General features: G+C 66.3%; 19 protein-coding genes and 1 other RNA gene. 12 read left to right on the top strand and 8 right to left on the bottom strand.

Annotation, left to right across the window (positions count from 1 at the left end; genetic code table 11):
* Position 1: 1 nt before the first annotated feature.
* Positions 2 to 1,525, top strand: a complete 1,524-nt coding sequence (locus tag ACFW0B_RS05010) for a malonate--CoA ligase (protein WP_449146853.1) — start codon at positions 2 to 4, stop codon at positions 1,523 to 1,525.
* A gap of 71 nt (positions 1,526 to 1,596) precedes the next feature.
* Here the strand turns inward: ACFW0B_RS05010 and ACFW0B_RS05005 are convergent, their stop codons facing one another.
* Entirely contained in the window at positions 1,597 to 2,574 is a 978-nt protein-coding gene (locus tag ACFW0B_RS05005) for an NADPH:quinone oxidoreductase family protein (protein WP_449146852.1), read from the bottom strand.
* Positions 2,575 to 2,740: 166 nt separating this feature from the next.
* Between ACFW0B_RS05005 and ACFW0B_RS05000 the strand changes: the two genes are divergently transcribed.
* Complete coding sequence (locus ACFW0B_RS05000) at positions 2,741 to 3,157, top strand: flagellar basal body-associated FliL family protein (protein WP_449147031.1); 417 nt, start codon at positions 2,741 to 2,743, stop codon at positions 3,155 to 3,157.
* Here ACFW0B_RS05000 and ACFW0B_RS04995 read toward each other — a convergent pair.
* Positions 3,148 to 4,992 (bottom strand): sensor domain-containing diguanylate cyclase, encoded by a 1,845-nt coding sequence (locus ACFW0B_RS04995; RefSeq protein ID WP_449146851.1) that lies wholly within the window; start codon positions 4,990 to 4,992, stop codon positions 3,148 to 3,150. The genes ACFW0B_RS05000 and ACFW0B_RS04995 overlap by 10 nt on opposite strands.
* Positions 4,993 to 5,043: 51 nt before the next feature.
* Positions 5,044 to 5,493 carry an EVE domain-containing protein gene (locus tag ACFW0B_RS04990; RefSeq protein WP_449146850.1) on the bottom strand — a complete coding sequence of 150 codons (450 nt, stop codon included), beginning with the start codon at positions 5,491 to 5,493 and terminating at the stop codon, positions 5,044 to 5,046.
* Positions 5,494 to 5,696: 203 nt separating this feature from the next.
* On the opposite strand from ACFW0B_RS04990, the gene ACFW0B_RS04985 reads away from it, so the two are divergent.
* Positions 5,697 to 5,828: a hypothetical protein gene (locus tag ACFW0B_RS04985; protein ID WP_003457513.1), complete on the top strand. Its 132-nt coding sequence runs from the start codon at positions 5,697 to 5,699 to the stop codon at positions 5,826 to 5,828.
* Positions 5,829 to 5,877: 49 nt separating this feature from the next.
* Here the strand turns inward: ACFW0B_RS04985 and ACFW0B_RS04980 are convergent, their stop codons facing one another.
* From ACFW0B_RS04980 to ACFW0B_RS04965, 4 genes are all read right to left on the bottom strand, one after another.
* Positions 5,878 to 6,474 carry a 5-formyltetrahydrofolate cyclo-ligase gene (locus ACFW0B_RS04980; protein ID WP_449146849.1) on the bottom strand — a complete coding sequence of 199 codons (597 nt, stop codon included), beginning with the start codon at positions 6,472 to 6,474 and terminating at the stop codon, positions 5,878 to 5,880.
* 9 nt (positions 6,475 to 6,483) lie between these two features.
* Positions 6,484 to 6,663, bottom strand: a non-coding RNA gene (ssrS, locus tag ACFW0B_RS04975) — 6S RNA.
* A gap of 102 nt (positions 6,664 to 6,765) precedes the next feature.
* Positions 6,766 to 7,080 carry a cell division protein ZapA gene (locus ACFW0B_RS04970; RefSeq protein WP_449146848.1) on the bottom strand — a complete coding sequence of 105 codons (315 nt, stop codon included), beginning with the start codon at positions 7,078 to 7,080 and terminating at the stop codon, positions 6,766 to 6,768.
* Positions 7,077 to 7,286 carry a TIGR02449 family protein gene (locus ACFW0B_RS04965; RefSeq protein ID WP_449146847.1) on the bottom strand — a complete coding sequence of 70 codons (210 nt, stop codon included), beginning with the start codon at positions 7,284 to 7,286 and terminating at the stop codon, positions 7,077 to 7,079. Before ACFW0B_RS04965 ends, ACFW0B_RS04970 begins: the two co-directional genes overlap by 4 nt.
* A gap of 205 nt (positions 7,287 to 7,491) precedes the next feature.
* On the opposite strand from ACFW0B_RS04965, the gene ACFW0B_RS04960 reads away from it, so the two are divergent.
* The 9 genes from ACFW0B_RS04960 to gcvP all read left to right on the top strand — a co-directional run bounded on the left by ACFW0B_RS04960 (position 7,492) and on the right by gcvP (position 19,510).
* Complete coding sequence (locus ACFW0B_RS04960) at positions 7,492 to 8,046, top strand: YecA/YgfB family protein (protein ID WP_449146846.1); 555 nt, start codon at positions 7,492 to 7,494, stop codon at positions 8,044 to 8,046.
* A 39-nt stretch (positions 8,047 to 8,085) separates the two neighbouring features.
* The gene (gene pepP, locus ACFW0B_RS04955; protein WP_449146845.1) at positions 8,086 to 9,420 is read left to right on the top strand and encodes a Xaa-Pro aminopeptidase; all 1,335 of its coding nucleotides are present in this window, start codon (positions 8,086 to 8,088) and stop codon (positions 9,418 to 9,420) included.
* Between the two features lies 1 nt (position 9,421).
* Positions 9,422 to 10,606 (top strand): 2-octaprenyl-6-methoxyphenyl hydroxylase, encoded by a 1,185-nt coding sequence (gene ubiH, locus ACFW0B_RS04950; protein WP_449146844.1) that lies wholly within the window; start codon positions 9,422 to 9,424, stop codon positions 10,604 to 10,606.
* Positions 10,607 to 10,651: 45 nt separating this feature from the next.
* Entirely contained in the window at positions 10,652 to 11,872 is a 1,221-nt protein-coding gene (locus ACFW0B_RS04945) for a 2-octaprenyl-3-methyl-6-methoxy-1,4-benzoquinol hydroxylase (protein WP_459251685.1), read from the top strand.
* A gap of 254 nt (positions 11,873 to 12,126) precedes the next feature.
* Positions 12,127 to 13,128, top strand: coding sequence for an extracellular solute-binding protein (locus ACFW0B_RS04940; RefSeq protein ID WP_449146843.1), 1,002 nt, complete (start codon positions 12,127 to 12,129; stop codon positions 13,126 to 13,128).
* Between the two features lie 73 nt (positions 13,129 to 13,201).
* Positions 13,202 to 14,821, top strand: coding sequence for an ABC transporter permease (locus tag ACFW0B_RS04935; protein ID WP_449146842.1), 1,620 nt, complete (start codon positions 13,202 to 13,204; stop codon positions 14,819 to 14,821).
* Between the two features lie 220 nt (positions 14,822 to 15,041).
* Positions 15,042 to 16,124 (top strand): glycine cleavage system aminomethyltransferase GcvT, encoded by a 1,083-nt coding sequence (gene gcvT / locus ACFW0B_RS04930; protein ID WP_449146841.1) that lies wholly within the window; start codon positions 15,042 to 15,044, stop codon positions 16,122 to 16,124.
* 43 nt (positions 16,125 to 16,167) lie between these two features.
* Positions 16,168 to 16,557, top strand: a complete 390-nt coding sequence (gene gcvH, locus ACFW0B_RS04925; protein WP_449146840.1) for a glycine cleavage system protein GcvH — start codon at positions 16,168 to 16,170, stop codon at positions 16,555 to 16,557.
* Positions 16,558 to 16,633: 76 nt separating this feature from the next.
* A complete protein-coding gene (gene gcvP / locus ACFW0B_RS04920; RefSeq protein ID WP_449146839.1) occupies positions 16,634 to 19,510 on the top strand; it encodes an aminomethyl-transferring glycine dehydrogenase in 2,877 nt (958 codons plus the stop codon).
* Between the two features lie 82 nt (positions 19,511 to 19,592).
* On the opposite strand, the gene ACFW0B_RS04915 is transcribed toward gcvP, so the two are convergent.
* Positions 19,593 to 19,901, bottom strand: a complete 309-nt coding sequence (locus ACFW0B_RS04915) for a DUF2388 domain-containing protein (RefSeq protein ID WP_449146838.1) — start codon at positions 19,899 to 19,901, stop codon at positions 19,593 to 19,595.
* Between the last annotated feature and the right edge of the window lie 46 nt (positions 19,902 to 19,947).

The raw sequence follows: 19,947 nt of genomic DNA, 5'->3' as shown, positions 1-19,947 counted from the left end.
CATGAACCAGAGCCTTTTCGCCGAAGTCGGCAAGCACCTGCCCAGCGACCTGTCCAAACCCTTCATCCGCACGCCCGAGGGCGGCGGCTACAGCTACGCCGACATGCTGCGCAGTACCTCGCAGTTCGCCCACGCGCTGGTGGAACTCGGCGTGCAGCCGGGCGACCGCGTCGCCGTGCAGGTCGACAAGAGCCCCGAGACGGTGATGCTCTACCTCGCCGTGCTGCGCGTTGGCGCGGTCTACCTGCCGCTCAACAGCGGCTACACCGGCGACGAGCTGCGCTACTTCCTCGACGACGCCGAGCCCTCGTTGCTCGTCTGTGCTCCGGCCTTCGAGGCCCAGGCCCGCGAGCTGGCGAAAGTCAGCGGCGTGGCCCATGTGGAGACCCTGGGCAACGCCGGCGACGGCTCGCTGATGGAGCGGGTGCAGGGCAAGCCGGGGCGCTTCGTCGACGTGCCGCGCACCTCCAGCGACCTCGCTGCGATCCTCTACACCTCCGGCACCACGGGGCGTTCCAAGGGCGCGATGATCAGCCATGGCAACCTGGTCTCCAACGCCCGTGCGCTGGTGGATGCCTGGCAGATCACCAGCGCGGACTGGCTGCTGCACGCGCTGCCGATCTTCCACATCCATGGCCTGTTCGTGGCTATCAACAGCCTGCTGATGGCTGGCGGATCGATGCTTTTCCTCGCCAAGTTCGACGCCGTCGATATTCTCCGCCTGCTGCCCCGGGTGAACCTGCTGATGGGCGTGCCGACCTTTTACACCCGCCTGCTCGACCAACCCGGCCTGACCCGCGAAGCGGTGGCGCACATGCGCCTGTTCATCTCCGGTTCCGCGCCGCTCACCGCCGAGACCCACAAGGCGTTCTTCGAGCGCACCGGCATGGCGATCCTGGAACGCTACGGGATGACCGAGACCGGCATGAACACCTCCAACCCGCTGGACGGCGAGCGTATCGCCGGCACCGTGGGCTTCCCGCTGCCGGGCGTCGAGCTGCGCATCACCGATCCGGGCAAGGCGGAACCGACGCTGCTGCCCCAGGGCGAGCCGGGGATGATCGAAGTGCGCGGGCCGAACGTGTTCCAGGGCTACTGGCGGATGCCGGAGAAGACCGCCGAGGAACTGCGCGCGGACGGCTACTTCATGACTGGCGACATCGGATTCGTCGACGACCGTGGCTACGTGCAGATCGTCGGTCGCAACAAGGACATGATCATCAGCGGCGGCTTTAACGTGTATCCCAAGGAACTTGAGGAAATCCTCGACACCCTGCCGGGCGTGGTCGAATCGGCGGTGATCGGCGTGCCTCACCCGGACTTCGGCGAAGGCGTGACCGCCGTGCTGGTGGCCAGCAAGGGCCAGGCGCCGAGCGAGGCGCAGGTGCTCGCCGCGCTGGACGGCAAGCTGGCGCGATTCAAGCAGCCCAAGCGCGTGCTGGTGGTCGATGCGCTGCCACGCAATGTGATGGGCAAGGTGCAGAAGAACGTGCTGCGGGAGCAGTTCAAGGCGCTGTATTCCTGATCACAGGCTTCATGTGAACAATGCGCGCAGGATGGGTAGAGCGGAGCGAAGCCCCTCCTGCGCGCCGGTAATCAGCGAACCTCCACCACCACCTTGCCCACCGACTGGCGCGTGGCCAGGGCGTTGATGGCGTCGGCGGCGCGTTCCAGCGGGAAGGTCTGGGACACCAGAGGCTTGAGCTTGCCTTCGGCGTACCAGGCGAACAGTTGCTGGAAGTTGGCCAGGTTGTCCTGGGGCTGGCGCTGGGCGAAGGAGCCCCAGAATACGCCGACCACCGAAGCTCCCTTGAGCAGCGCGAGGTTCGCCGGTAGCTCGGGGATGCGGCCGCTGGCGAAGCCCACCACCAGCAGGCGGCCATTCCAGTTGATCGAGCGCACGGCAGCATCGAACAGATCGCCGCCCACCGGGTCGTAGATCACGTCGGCGCCTTGGCCGCCGGTGAGTTCCTTGACGCGATCCTTGAGGCTTTCCTCGCTGTAGTTGATCAGCGCATCGGCACCAGCAGCCCTGGCCACTTCCAGCTTCTCCGCGCTGCTGGCGGCGGCGATCACCCGGGCGCCCATGGCCTTGCCGATTTCCACTGCCGCCAGGCCGACGCCACCGGATGCGCCGAGTACCAGCAGGGTTTCACCGGGCTGCAGCTTGGCGCGCTGCTTGAGGGCGTGCATCGAAGTGCCGTAGGTCATGCCGAAAGCGGCGGCGGAGATGAAGTCGATGCCCTTGGGAATCGGCATCACGTTGCACGACGGCGCCGCCACCTGTTCGGCGAAGCTGCCCCAGCCGGTCAGCGCCATCACCCGGTCGCCGGGCTTGAGGTGGCTGACCTTCTCACCCACGGCGGCCACGACGCCCGCCGCCTCGCCGCCCGGGGAGAAGGGGAAGGGCGGCTTGAACTGGTACTTGCCTTCGATGATCAGGGTGTCGGGAAAGTTGACCGCGGCGGCGTGCACATCGATCAGGATTTCATTCTTCTTGGGTTCAGGGCTGGCGATTTCCTCCAGCACCAGGGTGTCGGCGGGACCGAAGGCTTTGCACAGGATGGCTTTCATCGCGGAGTTCCTTGGCTTGGGGCGCTGGCCCCGGGCATGTGGCCTTGCAGTGTAGGTGGGGCGTTCCGGGGGTCAATCAGCATGGCTGCTCCTGATGGGGCTGCATAAACGGAGGTCTTGGGGGCGGCTGCGCCTGTGGCTATGCTAGGCGCCATTCGTGCTGAGGATGATCCCGGTGAAAAGACTGACTGCAATGCTGCTGGCCCTGACCTTCCCCTTGCTGGCGCTGGCCGAGGAGGCGGCCAGGGAAGGCGAGGCGCCCAAGGTCGCCTACATCGACCTGGTGCCGTCCCTGGTGGGCAACTACGGGCCGGGCCCGCGCCTGAAGTACTACAAGGCCGATATTTCGCTGCGGGTCACCGGCCCCGAGGCGAAGGAAAAGGTCACGCGCCACGAGCCGCTGATCCGCAATCAGCTGGTGATGCTGTTTTCCCAGCAGAGCGACGAGACCCTGAACTCGTCAGAGTCCAAGGAGAAACTGCGCCAGGAAGCGCTCAAGCAGGTGCAGCAGGTTCTGCACAGCGAGGAAGACGCTCCCCTGGTGGACGACCTGCTGTTCAACAACCTGATCATTCAGCCCTGAGCCTTCTCCCACAGGCAGGTGCGATTGCGCCCTTCGCGTTTGGCCCGGTAGAGCGCGGCGTCGCTGCGTGATACCAGGCTGTCGGGCTGGTCCTCGCGGGCCGGGTCGGAGATGGCGATGCCGATGCTCAGGGTCAGCCGCCCCTCCGGGCTGGCCGGATGCTCGATGTTCAGCTCCGCCACCTGCGCCATCACCCTGTCCGCCACATGCCGCGCGCCGTCTTCGGTGGTGTTGGCGAGGATGACGGCGAACTCCTCGCCGCCGTAGCGGCAAGCCACGTCGCCTTCGCGTTGCAGGCTTTGCTGCAGGGCCTGGGCGACCCGTCTCAGGGCATCGTCACCGGCCTGGTGGCCGAACCGGTCGTTGAATGCCTTGAAGTGATCCACATCCAGCATCAGCAGTGCCAGCGGCGCGCCGAGGCGGCGCAGGCGGCGCCATTCGCCGTTCAGCTGGCGGTCGAAGTAGCGGCGGTTGTACAGGCCGGTCAGGCCATCCTGTTGCGACAGCCGCTGCAGGCGCGCTTCCAGTTCCAGGCGTTCGCGATTGTCGCGGGAGACACCGATCAGGTAGTCGCGGCCGTTCAGGCGCACCAGCTGGGCGCTGATCTCCGCTGCCTGGAGGCTGTCGTCGGCGCGGCGCATTTCGCGCTGGAAAATGCCCGAGTTGCCGTTCCGACGGGCCTGGTGCACCAGTTCCAGCCAGGTGTGGAAGCCGGGCAGCAGTTGCTCCGGGTCCTCCTTGAGCAGGCGGCGGAAGGCTTCGGCGCTGTAGCCGAGGCTGGCGTGGGTGGCCCGGTTCATGTGCAGGATCTCGCGGTTGGCGAGGTCGAAGATGAACAGTCCATCCTGGCTGAAGTCGGTCAGGTCGAGGACCAGTTGCAGGCGCTCGCGGCTTTCGTTCAGGTCCCGCTCGGCATGCTCGCGCTGCCTGATCTCATCATTCAGGCGCCGGTAACCCTCCTGCAGGGCGCTGGCGCGGTGAGCGTTCTCCAGCGCCAGGGCGAAGGCGGCGACCAGCAGCAGGCTGGTGAGCAGGCCGGCGCCGAGCACCACCTGGGGCAGGGGCGAGCTGAGCTGCTCCACCAGTTTGCGGGTGGGGGAGAGCTGCAGGGCGAAGTTGCTGTTGTTGAGCAGGTGCAGCGGTACGCGCTGGCTGAGCGATGTCAGGCTTTCCGGTTGTTCCTGCTGGTAGATGGATTGGCCGGATTCCAGCAGCTGCACGCTGAAGTCGCGGTTGTCGAGGCTGGCCAGCAGCGCGTCCATCAGTGATTCGACGCGGAAAACGCCCTGGAGGAAACCGTCGAAGCTGTGGTCGCTATGTTCATCCTTGATGTAGAGCGGGGTGTAGAGCACGAAACCGCGACCGCCCTGGACCAGGAGGAAACTGTTGGACAGTTGTGCCTCGCCACTGGCCTTGGCCTGCATGGCGAGGTTGAAGTTGGGATGGTTGCGGGTCAGGCGGAAGCCGATCGCCGCCTCGTTGCCCTTCTCCGGCAGCACCCAGCGCATGCGCAGGTCGGCGCCCATCCACTGGATGGACTGGTAGCCGGGGAAGTGTTCCAGGGCGAAGTTGGCTTCCAGGGTCCATTCGTCATGGGGAGTCCGGTCCCGATGGTTCCACAGCAGGGCCATGCGGCGCAGGCCCTCGACTTCGTCCACCAGGTTGTTTTTCAGTTCGGCAGCTAGTGCGCGGGCCTGGTAGCCGACGCGGTCGCGAATGCGCTCCTGTTGGGCATTTTCCATCTGTTTCCAGAGCAGCAGGCTGGTGCCGCACAGCGCCAGGAAGAGCAGCACGAGTGTCGTTCGGACCAGCCAGGCGGGATGAGCATGCGACATGGGGGCGCCCCGGGGGATTCCTCTCCGTCATAGCACAAGGCCATGCCTTACTCAACGCAGGGCGAGCACCCCGCCCCATTCTTCTTCGGTTACCGGCATGACCGACAGGCGGCTGCCTTTCTGCACCAGCGGCATGCCGGACAACACCGTCTGCTGGCGAAGCTCGCCAAGGGGGATGACCTGCGCAAACGCCTCGACGAACTCCACGTCCAGGGCACTCCAGGGGTTCTTCTCCGGGCTGGCCTTGGGGTCGTGGTAGTGGCTCTGCGGATCCAGCGCGGTGGGGTCCGGATAGACCTCGCTGGCGATGCGCGCGATGCCGGCGATGCCCGGTTCCGGGCAGCTCGAGTGATAGAAGAAGAACAGTTCGCCCGGGCGCATGGCGCGCATGAAGTTGCGCGCCTGGTAGTTGCGCACGCCGTCCCAGCGCGCCTTGCCCAGACGCTTGAGGTCGTGGATGGAAAGTTCATCGGGTTCGGATTTCATCAGCCAGAAAGGCATGAACTTTGCTCCTGTACGTTCGTCTCTTATCGGGGCTCCAGACTTGGAGTCGGGCCGACGGCCGGTTGGCGTCATAAATTGCGTGTTCGCTCACGTTGCCGGAAAATGCCGCGCTTTAAGCTGCTGCCGCCGTACGGTCAAACCAGAACAACAATCCGCCACCGGTCATCGCGCAAAGTTTGCCTGCAAGGGGGAGGCAATCGATGAAACGCAAGCCAGACATCCTCTGGGTATTGGTCATCATTTTCGGCCTGGGTGTGGTTACCACCGGTTACACGCAGAGTCTGTGGGAACGCCAGAGCAGCGCGCCCGCCAATCTGACCCAACAGCCCTGATCCAGACCCGACCGGCACCGCAAGGATCGCGGTGCCGCCGTCAGCCCGCTCAGTACCAGCCTTTGTCCGTTACAGTCGCCTGCAGGGCCACGTCCCAGCTGGCCAGTTCCAGCCTGTCCACTTTCTGGCATTCATGCGCCAGGCCCAGCAGGGTCGGTTTGCGCCATTGCCGCCGCCGCGCCAGGTAGGCCAGGCTGCGGTCGTAGAAGCCGCCGCCCATTCCCAGTCGTCCACCAAATTCATCGAAGCCCACCAGGGGCATCATGACCAGGTCCAGTGCCCAGACCTTGCGCTGCTGCGCCCGGTTGGCGCGCGGCTCGAGGATACGGAAGCGGTTCTTCTGCAGCCGTTCCTCCGGCAGCAGGCGCTGGAACACCATCTTTTCCTGTGGCCAGGCGTTGAGCACCGGCAGGTAGACGCGTTTGCCCCGGCGCTGGGCTTCGCGCAGCAGCGGGCGCGGGTCGATCTCGCCGTTGGTGGGCAGGTAGAGGGCGACATGCCGCGCGCGGCGGAACAGCGGATCCTGCGCGAGCTGGCGGTACAGGGCCTTGGCGGCCTGTTTTTGCTGGAGGGGAGTGAGTGCGCGACGGGCCTGGCGGAGCAGGCGGCGCAGGCTCTGGCGGGAGTGGGATCCGGCGCAGATCATGAAGAAATTAGACTCCCCGGTCGTGCCGCTGTCGGGTTAGCCCTTGAACCCGAAAGTTCAAGGTGGAGGCTGCAGGAGGCGTTAAGGCTTTCCGTCAGGCGGACATGCACACCGGCCTCAACTTGCAACCCCCGTGGTTGCATTTATCGGCTCAGGGACATCACCGACTGGCCAACACACCAGGGAGCTGGCGGCGAGTATACCCCAAGAACCATTCAGGAAACTGCTGTGTGTCGGTCCGGCCGCGTCAAAAAACGTCAATGAGCGTCACGCAGCCGCGCCGGACGGTGCTCAGGCCTGCTGTGCGTCCGGGTCTGCGGCCAGGGCGTGGTCGACACGCTCCAGCAGGTCGCGCACCCGCTCGCGGGTGGAGGTGGCTTCCTCGTCCAGGCGCTGCTGCTTGTGCAACAGGTCGTGGGTGATGTTCAGCGCAGCCATCACGGCGATGCGGTCGGCGCCGATGACTTTCCCGCTGGAACGAATCTCGCGCATCTTCCCGTCCAGATAACGGGCGGCGCTTTCCAGGTTGGCGCGCTCGTCCGCGGGACAGGCGATGCAATATTCCTTATCGAGGATTTGGACGGTGACGGTGTTGGACTGGGTCATGAATCCTGCTCCAGGGCTTTCAGGCGCGAAATCATCGCTTCGACCTTGAGCCGGGCCATTTCGTTCTTTTCGATCAGATGAGCGCGTTCTTCACGCCAGGCCTTCTCGCCGGCAAGCAGGAGCCGGTTCTGGGCCTTGAGCTGCTCGACACGCTGGATCAGCAGTTCCAGCTTGGCTGTCAGTGCATGCAGTTCGGCGTCTTCCATGGGCTGTCTACTTGGTGGGGAGTGACCGGGACTATATAGGATCGACGCGGGGACGGGTCAAACCCATAACGGCCGGCGCGAATTGTCGCAGGTACGCCGATAGGGCGTCGCGGCCGGGCGGCCAGTGCTGCCTTCAGGGCGCCAGGCTGCTAGGATACGAGGCCGTCATTCTAGTGATTGCGCCTTCTGGCGCCTAGCCATCCTTATGTCCAGTTCGAATTCTCCCTACAACGCTTTCGCCGCGCTTCTGGCCACCTCCGGCCAGCCGGTTTCTCCCGCCGAACTGCATGGCATGCTGCTCGGCCGCAGCTGCGCCGGTGCCGGTTTCGAGCCCGAGCCCTGGCTGGCCGACGCCGAGGAACTGCTCGGCAGCGCCCCCCAGGACAACCTGCGCCAGGCCCTGATCGGCCTGCAGGAAATGGTCAAGAGCGAACTCACCGGCACCGAGATGGCCGTGGTCCTGCTGCTGCCCAGCGATGACGCGCCGCTGGCCGAACGCGCCGCCGCCCTCGGCCAGTGGTGCCAGGGCTTCCTCGGCGGATTCGGCCTGACCGCCCGCGAGGGCGCGCTGTCCGGCGAGGCCGTGGAAGTGCTCCAGGACCTCGCCTCGATCGCCCAGGTGCAGAGCGCCCTGGAAGACTCCGATGATGGCGAGAGCGACTATATGGAAGTGATGGAGTACCTGCGCGTCGCGCCCCTGCTGCTCTTCGCCGAGTGCGCCAAGCCCGCCGCGCCAGCGGCCAAACCCTCGTTGCATTGACCCTTGTGGCGGGCACCTGCCCGCCCTGAAGGAGCGCGCATGACCCGTATCCCCAAGGCCGAATACGCCCGTCGCCGCAAGGCGCTGATGGCGCAGATGGAAGCCAACAGCATTGCCATCCTGCCCGCCGCGCCCGTGCATATCCGCAATCGCGACGTCGAGCACGTCTATCGCCAGGACAGCGACTTCCAGTACCTCAGCGGCTTCCCCGAGCCGGAAGCGGTGCTGGTGCTGATTCCTGGCCGCGAGCATGGCGAGTACGTGCTGTTCTGCCGCGAGCGCGATCCGGAGCGTGAGCTCTGGGACGGCCTGCGCGCCGGCCAGGAAGGCGCCATTCGCGACTTCGGCGCCGACGACGCATTCCCCATCGGGGACATCGACGACATCCTGCCCGGCCTGATCGAAGGGCGCAGCCGCGTCTATTACTCCATCGGCACCAACACCGAGTTCGACCAGCACCTGATGGAGTGGGTCAACACCATCCGCTCCAAGGCCCGCCAGGGCGCCCAGCCGCCGAAGGAATTCGTCGCGCTCGACCATCTGCTGCACGACATGCGCCTGTACAAGTCGGCGGCGGAAGTGAAGGTCATGCGCGAGGCCGCCGAGGTGTCCGCCCGGGCCCATGTGCGCGCCATGCAGGCCGCTCGCGCCGGCCTCTACGAATACCACCTGGAAGCCGAGCTGGAATATGAATTCCGCAAGGGCGGCGCGAAGATGCCGGCCTACGGCTCCATCGTCGCCGCCGGCAAGAACGCCTGCATCCTGCATTACCGTGAGAACGACGCGCCCCTGAAGGACGGCGACCTGGTGCTGATCGACGCCGCCTGCGAGCTCGACTGCTATGCCAGCGACATCACCCGTACCTTCCCGGTCAGCGGCCGCTTCAGCCCCGAGCAGAAGGCCATCTACGAGCTGGTGCTGAAATCCCAGGAAGCCGCCTTCCGCGAAATCGCCCCCGGCAAGCACTGGAACGAAGCCCATGAGGCCACCGTGCGGGTCATCACCGCCGGGCTGGTGGAGCTTGGCCTGCTCAAGGGCGACGTCGACGAGCTGATCGCCAGCGAAGCCTACAAGTCCTTCTATATGCACCGTGCCGGCCACTGGTTGGGCATGGACGTGCACGATGTCGGTGAATACAAGGTCGGCGGCGAGTGGCGCGTGCTGGAGCCCGGCATGGCAATGACCGTCGAGCCTGGCATCTACATCGGCGCCGACAACCAGGACGTGGCGAAGAAGTGGCGCGGCATCGGCGTGCGCATCGAGGACGATGTGGTGGTGACCAGGACCGGCTGCGAAATCCTCACCGGTGGCGTGCCCAAGACCGTAGATGAAATCGAGGCGCTGATGGCCGCTGCGCGCAGCCAGGCCGCCTGACATGCACCACAGCCAAGTCGCGATCATCGGCGGCGGACTGGTCGGTGCCAGCCTTGCCCTGGCGCTGCAGGAAGGCGCCCGGGCGCGGGGCTGGAAGATCGTCCTAATCGAGCCCTTCGCCCCCGGCAACAGCTTCCAGCCCAGCTACGATGCCCGTTCCTCCGCGCTGTCCTTCGGCAGCCGGCAGATCTACGAGCGCCACGGCCTCTGGCAGACCATCGCGCGGCGCGCCGAGCCCATCCTGCAGATCCACGTCTCCGATCGCGGACGCTTCGGCGCCGCCCGCCTCGCGGCCCTGGAAGAAGGGGTGCCGGCATTGGGCTACGTGGTGGAGAACGCCTGGCTCGGCCAGTGCCTCTGGCAGGCCCTGGACGAGGACGTGGTGACCTGGCACTGCCCGGCCGAAGTGGTCGGCATGCAGGCCCTGGAAGGCGGCTACCGCCTGACCCTGAATGACGAGACCCAGCTCGACTGCGACCTCGCCGTGCTGGCCGACGGCGGCCGCTCCAACCTGCGCGAGCAACTGGGCATCGGCGTGCGCCGCACCCCCTACCAGCAGACTGCGCTGATCGCCAACGTCAGCCCGCTGGAAGCCCACCGTGGCCAGGCCTTCGAACGCTTCACCGATGACGGCCCGATGGCCTTGCTGCCGCTGCCGGAGAACCGCTGTGCGCTGATCTGGAGCCGCCCGGGGGGCGAAGCCGAGCGTCTGGCGCGGCTGGACGAGCGGCACTTCCTCGACGAACTGCAGGAAACCTTCGGCTACCGCCTGGGGGCGTTCCAGCAGGTCGGTGCGCGCCACCTCTATCCGCTGGAGCTGGTGGAAGCCGAAGAGCAGGTGCGTTCCAACCTGGTGATACTGGGCAACGCCGCCCACAGCCTGCACCCCATCGCCGGCCAGGGCTACAACCTGTCGCTGCGCGACGCCCAGGCCCTGGCCGAGGCGCTTCTGGGCAGCGACCGGCTGCCGGGCGACTTCGCCACCCTGCAGGGCTACCTGCGGCGCCAGCGCCTGGACCAGAACCTCACGGTGGGCTTCTCCGACCAGGTGACCCGCCTCTTCTCCAACGCCGAGCCGCTGCTGGCCGCCGGACGCAACCTGGGCCTGCTCGGCCTTGACTTGCTGCCGCCGGCCAAACGCTGGTTCGCCCGCCAGGCCATGGGCCTGGGCACTCGCCCGGACTGACCGGGCGTGCCTCGAACGGACACACAGGGAGCCTCAAGGCCTGATATGGAATTGCGCGCGGATCTGATCATCGTTGGCGCCGGCATGGTGGGCAGTGCCCTGGCCCTGGCGCTGAAAGACAGCGGCCTGGAGATCCTGCTGATCGACGGCAGCCCGCTCAGCGTCAAACCATTCGACCCGGCCGCGCCTTTCGAGCCCCGGGTCAGCGCCCTGTCCGCCGCCAGCCAGCGCATCCTCCTGCGCCTGGGTGCCTGGCCGGGCGTGCTCGCGCGGCGCAGCAGCCCCTATTCCGAAATGCGTGTCTGGGACGGCTCCGGTACCGGACAGATCCACTTCTCCGCCTCCAGCGTGCATGCCGAGGTGCTGGGCCACATCGTCGAGAACCGCGTGGTCCAGGACGCGCTGATGGAGCCCCTGCACGACAGCGGCATCGGCCTGATGCCCGGCGCGCGCCTGGAACGCCTGCGCCGCTCCGGCGACGACTGGCTGCTGACCCTGGTGGATGGCCGTGAACTGCGTGCGCCCCTGGTGATCGCCGCCGACGGCGCCAACTCCGCAGTGCGCCGCCTGGCCGGTTGCGCCACTCGCGAGTGGGATTACCTGCACCACGCCATCGTCACCAGCGTGCGTTGTGCAGAACCGCACCAGCGCACCGCCTGGCAGCGTTTCACCGACGATGGCCCGCTGGCCTTCCTGCCCCTGGAGCGGGAGGGCGAGCACTGGTGCTCCATCGTCTGGTCGGCGACCCCGACCGAGGCCGAGCGCCTGATGGCCCTGGACGATGCCGCTTTCTGCAAGGAACTCGGCAGGGCGTTCGAATGGCGCCTGGGCGAGGTGCTTGGCGCCGATCCGCGCCTGTGCATCCCGCTGCGCCAGCGCCACGCCAAACGCTATGTGGAAGAAGGCCTGGCGCTGATCGGCGATGCCGCCCACACCATCCATCCGCTGGCCGGGCAGGGGGTCAACCTCGGCTTCCTTGATGCGGCGGTGCTGGCCGAAGTCCTCCTGCATGCCAATACCCGTGGCGAGCGCCTGGCCGACGAGCGCGTGCTTGGCCGCTTCGAGCGCCGGCGCATGCCCCACAACCTGGCGATGATGGCGGCGATGGAAGGCTTCGAACGGCTGTTCCAGGCCGATCCGATGCCCCTTCGCTGGCTGCGCAACAGCGGCCTCAAATGGGTCGACGGCCTGCCCGAGGCCAAGGCGCTGTTCGTGCGCCAGGCGCTGGGGCTGTCCGGGGATCTGCCGGATCTGGCAAAAGCCTGACCGACATGGCGCGGGTGATGGTTTTTCCGCGCCTCCAACGTCGTCCCTTCTCAACTCTCAGCAGGGTGCGCGACCTGTATTTTCGCGGCTTGGCAATGCACCGGGCCCAACCAGTGACATTGCCCTGGTTGTCAAGCCTGTTGGCGGAAACTGGTGGGCGGGTTGGGAAACAAGAAGACATCAAAAAGACTTCCTGTTTACAACTGAGGCTGACTATCATTCAGGATTTGTGGTCATCACATGAGGCTCCTGCAATGCGAGTACGCAAGTCCCTTTTCGCGCTCCTGGCGCTGTCCGCCGCCGCTGTTTCGGCCCAGGCGGCCGATGAAGTGGTGGTCTACTCCTCGCGGATCGACGAACTGATCAAGCCGGTATTCGATGCCTACACCGCCAAGACCGGTGTGCAGATCAAGTTCATCACCGACAAGGAAGCGCCGCTGATGCAGCGGATCAAGGCCGAAGGGGAGAACGGCGTAGCCGACCTGCTGCTTACCGTCGACGCCGGCAACCTCTGGCAGGCCGAGCAGATGGGCATCCTGCAGCCCTTCACCTCGCCGGTGATCGACGGCAACATCCCGCCCCAGTACCGCTCCAGCACCCACGCCTGGACCGGCCTGTCGCTGCGCGCGCGGACCATCGTCTATTCCACCGAGCGGGTGAAGCCGCAAGAGCTGTCCACCTACGAGGCGCTGGCCGACAAGAACTGGGAAGGTCGCCTCTGCCTGCGCACGGCGAAGAAGGTCTACAACCAGTCACTGACCGCCACCCTGATCGAAACCCATGGTGCGGCCAAGACCGAGGAAATCCTCAAGGGCTGGGTGAACAACCTGGCCACCGACGTGTTCGCCGACGACAACGCCGTGATCCAGGCGGTGGATGCCGGCCAGTGCGACGTGGGTATCGTCAACACCTACTACTACGGCCGCCTGCACAAGGAAAACCCGGATCTGCGGGTGAAGATCTTCTGGCCGAACCAGGCCGACCGCGGTGTGCACGTCAACCTGTCGGGCATCGGCCTGACCAAGTACGCGCCGCACCCCGAGGCCGCCAAGGCCTTGGTGGAGTGGATGACCACCGATGAGGCACAGAGCCTGTTCGCTGACATCAACCAGGAGTTCCCGGCCAATCCGAAGGTCAAGCCGTCGGATGAAGTCGCCGCCTGGGGCAGTTTCAAGGCCGACACCATCCCGGTGGAAGTGGCTGGCGAGCGCCAGGCCGAGGCCATCAAGATGATGGACCGCGTCGGCTGGAACTGATCCGCCGCTCTGCCGCTATACTCGACGCCCCGGCCAGCCCGGGGCGTCCTGTTTCCATCCCCGAGAGGTTTGCGTGGCCCATCCCGCCCAGCGCCGCTGGTACCCCATCAGCTTTGCCGTCGCCTTCCTGGTTCTGCTGCCCCTGAGCGTCCTGCTGCTGTCCTGGGGCGAAGTGGATGGGGAAATCTGGTCCCACCTCTGGGATACGCAGATGCCGCGCCTGCTGGGCAATACCCTGGTGCTGGTCATCGGTGTGTCAGTGGGCGTGACGGTGATCGGCGTCAGCCTGGCCTGGCTCATCAGCCTCTGCGAATTTCCCGGCCGGCGCTGGCTGGACTGGGCCCTGATGCTGCCCTTCGCCGTTCCGGCCTATGTCCTGGCCTTCGTCTTCATCGGCCTGTTCGACTTCTCCGGTCCGGTGCAGACCCTGCTCCGCGAGTGGTTCGGCAGCGGCCTGCGGCTGCCACGGGTGCGCTCGACGGGCGGGGTGATCACGGTGCTGGTGCTGGTTTTCTATCCGTACGTCTACCTGCTGGCCCGTGCGGCCTTCCTTGCCCAGGGCAAGGGGTTGATGGAAGCTGCCCGGGTGCTTGGGCAATCGCCCTGGCAGGCATTCTGGCGGGTCGCCCTGCCCATGGCGCGACCGGCCATCGGCGCCGGCCTCGCCCTGGCCGTCATGGAAACCCTGGCGGACTTCGGCGCCGTGGCGGTGTTCAACTTCGACACCTTCACCACCGCCATCTACAAGACCTGGTACGGCTTCTTCAGCCTCTCCAGCGCCGCCCAGCTGGCCAGCCTGCTGCTGCTCGGCGTGTGCCTGGTGCTCTATGGCGAGCGCCGTGCCCGTGGCGCCAGCCGCCCGGCCAGCGAGCGGCCACGGGGCAAGGCGCTCTACCACCTGCACGGATTCAAGGCCCTGGCGGCGACCGCCTGGTGCTCCCTGGTGTTCGCCTGCGCTTTCGTCATTCCCATGCTGCAGTTGCTGGTGTGGTTCTGGCAGCGCGGCCGTTTCGACCTCGACGAGCGTTATGCCGGGTTGATCCTGCACACCCTCTACCTCGGCGGCATGGCTGCGTTGCTCACCGTCTGTGTCGCGCTGCTGCTGGCCTTCGCCCACCGTCTGGCGCCGGCCCGGCCGGTGCGCGCCGCAGTCGGCCTGGCCAACCTCGGCTACGCGCTGCCGGGCTCGGTGCTGGCGGTATCCCTCATGCTCGCCTTCAGCTACCTCGATAAACACCTGGTGATCCCGCTGTCCGGCTGGCTCGGCGGTGCCGGCAAGCCGCTGCTGCTGGGCAGCCTCGGTGCGCTGCTGCTGGCCTACCTGGTGCGCTTCATGGCGGTGGCCTATGGCCCGCTGGAGAACGGCCTGGCACGCATCCGCCCGTCGCTGCCCGAGGCTTCCCGCAGCCTTGGCGTCGGCGGCCCTGAGCTGTTCTTCCGCGTCTACCTGCCGCTGCTCCTGCCGGGCACCCTGAGTGCCGCGTTGCTGGTGTTCGTCGATGTCCTGAAAGAGATGCCCGCCACCCTGCTGATGCGTCCCTTCGGCTGGGACACCCTGGCCGTGCGCATCTTCGAGATGACCAGCGAAGGGGAATGGGCCCGCGCCTCATTGCCCGCCCTGACCCTGGTGCTGGTCGGCTTGTTGCCGGTGGTCGGCCTGATCCGCCGTTCGGCACGACGAATCGGCCACTGAACGTGGCGGGATAAGGGGCGGCGAGGCCGGAGCCGTGAGGGCGGGATGGCAGTTTGCCAATACGCGACCACACTTCTTGCCGCCCGCAAGCAGGAGTGTCCAGTACCCGGCCTTGCCGCTACAATGCGCGCCATTCGTTGCGGCCCCCCCCTGCTGTGGCAGCGGATGATTCCGCGCCCAAGGCCCGTCGCATCCTCGCCAAGCCCGGAAGGAGAAACCCATGGGACAGCGCACTCCATTGCATGACCAGCACCTGGCTCTGGGAGCCAAGATGGTCGATTTCGGCGGCTGGGACATGCCGCTGCACTACGGTTCCCAGGTGGAGGAGCACCACCAGGTGCGTCGCGATTGCGGCGTCTTCGACGTCTCCCACATGACCGTGGTGGACGTTTCCGGTGCCCAGGCCAAGACCTGGCTCCAGTACCTGCTGGCCAACGACGTCGAGCGTCTGCAAACCCCCGGCAAGGCGCTCTACAGCGCCATGCTCAATGAGCGGGGCGGGGTGATCGACGACCTGATCGTCTACCTCACCGGCTGCGGCTATCGCCTGGTGGTCAATGCCGCCACCCGCGACAAGGACCTGGCCTGGATGCAGGCCAGCAGCCAGGGCTTCGACGTGCGGATCGACGAACGCGCCGACCTGGCCGTGCTGGCCATCCAGGGCCCCAGCGCCCGTACCAAGGTGGCCGAGCTGGTGAGCACCGAGCGCGCGGCGCTGATCCACGAACTGAAGCCCTTCCAGGGCCTGCCCGAAGGCGACTGGTTCGTCGCCCGTACCGGTTACACCGGCGAAGACGGCCTGGAAATCATGCTCCCCGCCGATCAGGCCGCCGGCTTCTTCAACGAACTGGTGGGCGCCGGCATCGCCCCCATCGGCCTCGGCGCCCGCGACACCCTGCGCCTGGAAGCCGGCATGAACCTCTACGGCCAGGACATGAGCGAAGAAGTCTCTCCGCTGGTGTCGAACATGGCCTGGACCGTTGCCTGGGAACCCGAAACCCGTGACTTCATCGGCCGTCAGGCCCTCGAAGCAGAACGCGCCGCTGGCGTGGCCAGCAAGCTGGTCGGCCTGGTGCTGGAAGAGCGCGGCGTGCTGCGCGCCCACCAGGTGGTACGGGTGGAAGGCGTGGGCGAGGGCGAGATCACCAGTGGCAGCTTCTCCCCGACCCTGAACAAATCCATCGCCATGGCGCGACTGCCGATGGCCGCCGGCGAGCGCGCCGAAGTGGAAATCCGCGGCAAGTGGTTCCCGGTGCGCATTGTCCGGCCGAACTTCGTGCGCAATGGCAAGGCCTTGATCTAAATTTGCAGGCGGGCCATCCGCCACAGTCTCTGAGGAATTCGACATGAGCAACATCCCCGCTGAACTGCGTTACGCCCCCAGCCACGAGTGGGCCCGTCTGGAAGCCGATGGCACCGTTACCGTGGGCATCACCGACCATGCCCAGGAAGCCCTGGGCGATGTGGTCTTCGTCGAGCTGCCGGAAGTCGGCAAGGCCCTGGCTGCCGGTCAGGAAGCCGGCGTGGTGGAATCGGTGAAGGCCGCTTCCGACATCTACGCGCCGATCGGTGGTGAAGTGATCGCCGTGAACGAAGGCCTCAGCGACGCCCCCGAGAGCGTCAACAGCGATCCGTACGGCTCCTGGTTCTTCAAGCTCAAGCCGAACGATGCCGCTGATCTGGACAAACTGCTCGATGCCGCCGCCTACAAGGCAGCCGCCGACGCCGATAGCTGATTCTCCCGCTATCCTTCAAAAAGCCTCGCTAGTCGAGGCTTTTTGCTTTTTGAAGAGGCCAAACGAGGTTCTGCCCATGTCCCAGATGCCCTCGCTGTCCCAGCTCCAACAGCCCGATGCCTTCCTCCGCCGCCACCTGGGACCGGACGAGACAGAGCAGCGGGCCATGCTCGAGGCCATGGGCCTCGACAGCCTCGATGAGCTGATCGTGCAGACTGTACCGCCGGCAATCCTTCTTAATCGGCCCCTCGATCTGCCGCCGGCGCTGGACGAGCAGCAGGCCCTGGCCAGGTTGCGCGGCTACGCCGAGCAGAACCAGCTGTGGACCAGCCTGATCGGCATGGGCTACTACGGCACCATCACCCCCACGGTGATCCTGCGCAACGTGCTGGAAAACCCCGGCTGGTACACCGCCTACACCCCCTACCAGCCGGAGATCGCCCAGGGCCGTCTGGAGGCGCTGCTGAACTTCCAGCAACTGACCATCGACCTCACCGGCCTCGATCTCGCCAGCGCGTCCCTGCTGGATGAAGCCACCGCCGCCGCCGAAGCCATGGCGCTGGCCAAGCGCGTGGCGAAGTCGAAGAGCAACCTGTTCTTCGTCGACGAGGACTGCCACCCGCAGACCATCTCCGTGGTGCAGACCCGGGCCGAGGCCTTCGGATTCGACCTGGTGGTGGACCATGTGGATAACCTGGCGCAGCACCAGGTATTCGGCGCGCTGCTGCAGTACCCGGATACCCACGGCGAGATCCGCGACCTGCGCCCGCTGATCGGGCACCTGCATGGGCAGCAGGCGATCGCCTGCGTCGGCGCCGACCTGCTCAGCCTGCTGCTGCTCACGCCGCCCGGCGAACTGGGGGCGGACGTGGTGTTCGGTTCGGCCCAGCGCTTCGGCGTGCCCATGGGCTACGGCGGCCCCCACGCCGCGTTCTTCGCCACCCGTGACGAGTTCAAGCGCGCCATGCCCGGGCGGATCATCGGCGTCTCCAAGGACGCCCGCGGCAACGTCGCCCTGCGCATGGCCCTGCAGACCCGCGAGCAGCACATCCGCCGCGAGAAGGCCAACTCCAACATCTGCACGGCCCAGGTGCTGCTGGCCAATATCGCCAGCTTCTACGCCGTCTACCACGGCCCCGAGGGGCTGAAACGCATCGCCCAGCGGGTCCACCGGCTTACCGCGATCCTCGCCGAAGGCCTGGCGCGCCGGGGTGTCCAGCGCGACAACCAGTACTACTTCGATACCCTGACCCTGGATGTCGGCGGCAGTCAGACGGCGATCATCGAGTCGGCCAAGGCCGCGCGCGTCAACCTGCGCATCCTCGGCCGCGGCAAGCTGGGGGTCAGCCTCGACGAAACCTGCACGGCGGAAACCGTGAATCAGCTGTTCAGCATCTTCCTCGGCGCCGACCATGGCCTGTCCGTCGAGGAGCTGGACCAGGCGCTACTGGTTCCGGGGATACCCGCGGAGCTCGCGCGCAGCAGCGGTTATCTCGAGCATCCGGTGTTCAATAGCCACCACAGCGAGACCGAGATGCTGCGTTACCTCAAGCAGCTGGAGAACAAGGACCTGGCGCTGAACCAGGCGATGATCCCGCTGGGCTCCTGCACCATGAAGCTCAACGCCACCAGCGAGATGATCCCCATCACCTGGCCGGAGTTCGCCAGCCTGCATCCCTTCGCGCCCCGTTCGCAGGCCCTCGGCTACCGGCTGATGATCGACGAGCTGGAATCCTGGCTATGCGCCATCACCGGATTCGACGCCATCTGCATGCAGCCCAACTCCGGCGCCCAGGGCGAGTACACCGGGCTGCTCGCCATCCGCCGCTACCACGAGAGCCGCGGCGAGGGGCATCGCAACATCTGCCTGATTCCCGCCTCGGCCCACGGCACCAACCCGGCCTCGGCGCAGATGGCGAGCATGCGGGTGGTGATCGTCGACTGCGACCAGGCCGGCAACGTCGATCTCGAAGACCTCAAGCGCAAGGCCGAGGAGGCCGGCAGCCAGCTCTCCTGCCTGATGGCCACCTATCCCTCGACCCACGGTGTGTACGAAGAGGGCATCCGCGAGATCTGCGAGGTTATCCACAGCCACGGCGGGCAGGTGTACATGGATGGCGCCAACCTCAACGCCCAGGTGGGCCTGGCGCGCCCGGCGGATATCGGCGCCGACGTCTCGCACATGAACCTGCACAAGACCTTCTGCATTCCCCACGGCGGCGGCGGGCCGGGCATGGGGCCGATCGGCGTGCGCGCGCACCTGGCGCCCTTCGTCGCCAACCACCCGGTGATCGAGCTGAAGGGACCGAATCCGGAGAACGGCGCGGTCAGCGCGGCGCCCTGGGGCAGCGCGAGCATCCTGCCGATCAGCTGGATGTACATCGCCATGATGGGGCCGGAGCTGGCCGATGCCACCGAAGTGGCGATCCTCAACGCGAACTACCTGGCCCGGAAGCTCGGCGATGCCTACCCGGTGCTCTACAGCGGGCGCAACGGTCGGGTGGCCCATGAGTGCATCCTCGACCTGCGGCCGCTCAAGGCGGAAACCGGGATCACCGAGGAGGATGTGGCCAAGCGCCTGATGGACTATGGCTTCCATGCGCCGACCATGAGCTTCCCGGTGCCGGGCACGCTGATGGTCGAGCCCACGGAAAGCGAAAACAAACACGAGCTGGATCGCTTCATCGAGGCGATGCTGAGCATTCGTGCGGAGATCGCCAAGGTGCAGGCGGGGGACTGGCCGGCCGAAGACAACCCGCTCAAGCGCGCGCCCCACACGCTGGCCGATGTCATCGGCCACTGGGAGCGCCCCTACAGCATCGAGGAAGCCGTCACCCCGAGCGGGCACACCCGAGCGCACAAGTACTGGCCGACGGTGAACCGGGTGGACAACGTCTACGGCGACCGCAACCTGTTCTGCGCCTGTGTGCCGGTGGAGGATTATCGGGAGTAGATCCGTAGGAGCGAGCTCTGCTCGCGAATGAGTTCGCTCCCACAAGGTTCAGTCCTGTGGGCGCGAATTCATTCGCGAAATTTCACTCTTCGCTTGCCAGGATGGCACCGGCCAGTTCGGCGTCGCTGGCCTTGAGGTCGGGGTGTTCGCTGCGAATGCGCTGCAGTGCGGCTTCCAGGTAAGGCCCGCGGATTTCCCCGTCGCTGGCGACGAAGCTGCTGGCATCGTCGCGGGCCGCGACTATCAGCTTGTCGTCCTTGAAGGTGAGGTAGGTGGAAGCGGTGGTGGCGCCGGAGGAAATGACGTCGCGCCAGAAATCGCTGTCTGCCATGGCCGAACCGAAGGGTACGGCGATCAGGGCCAGGGTGGCTGCATAGAGGCGGGTACGCATCGGCTGTTACTCCGTTCTCGGGTGGGCCTGAAACATCAGATTCAGC

The organism is Metapseudomonas phytobenefica, from assembly GCF_043392685.1.
In the GTDB taxonomy this organism is placed as follows: domain Bacteria; phylum Pseudomonadota; class Gammaproteobacteria; order Pseudomonadales; family Pseudomonadaceae; genus Metapseudomonas.
This window is presented reverse-complemented; position numbering and strand designations above follow the sequence as displayed.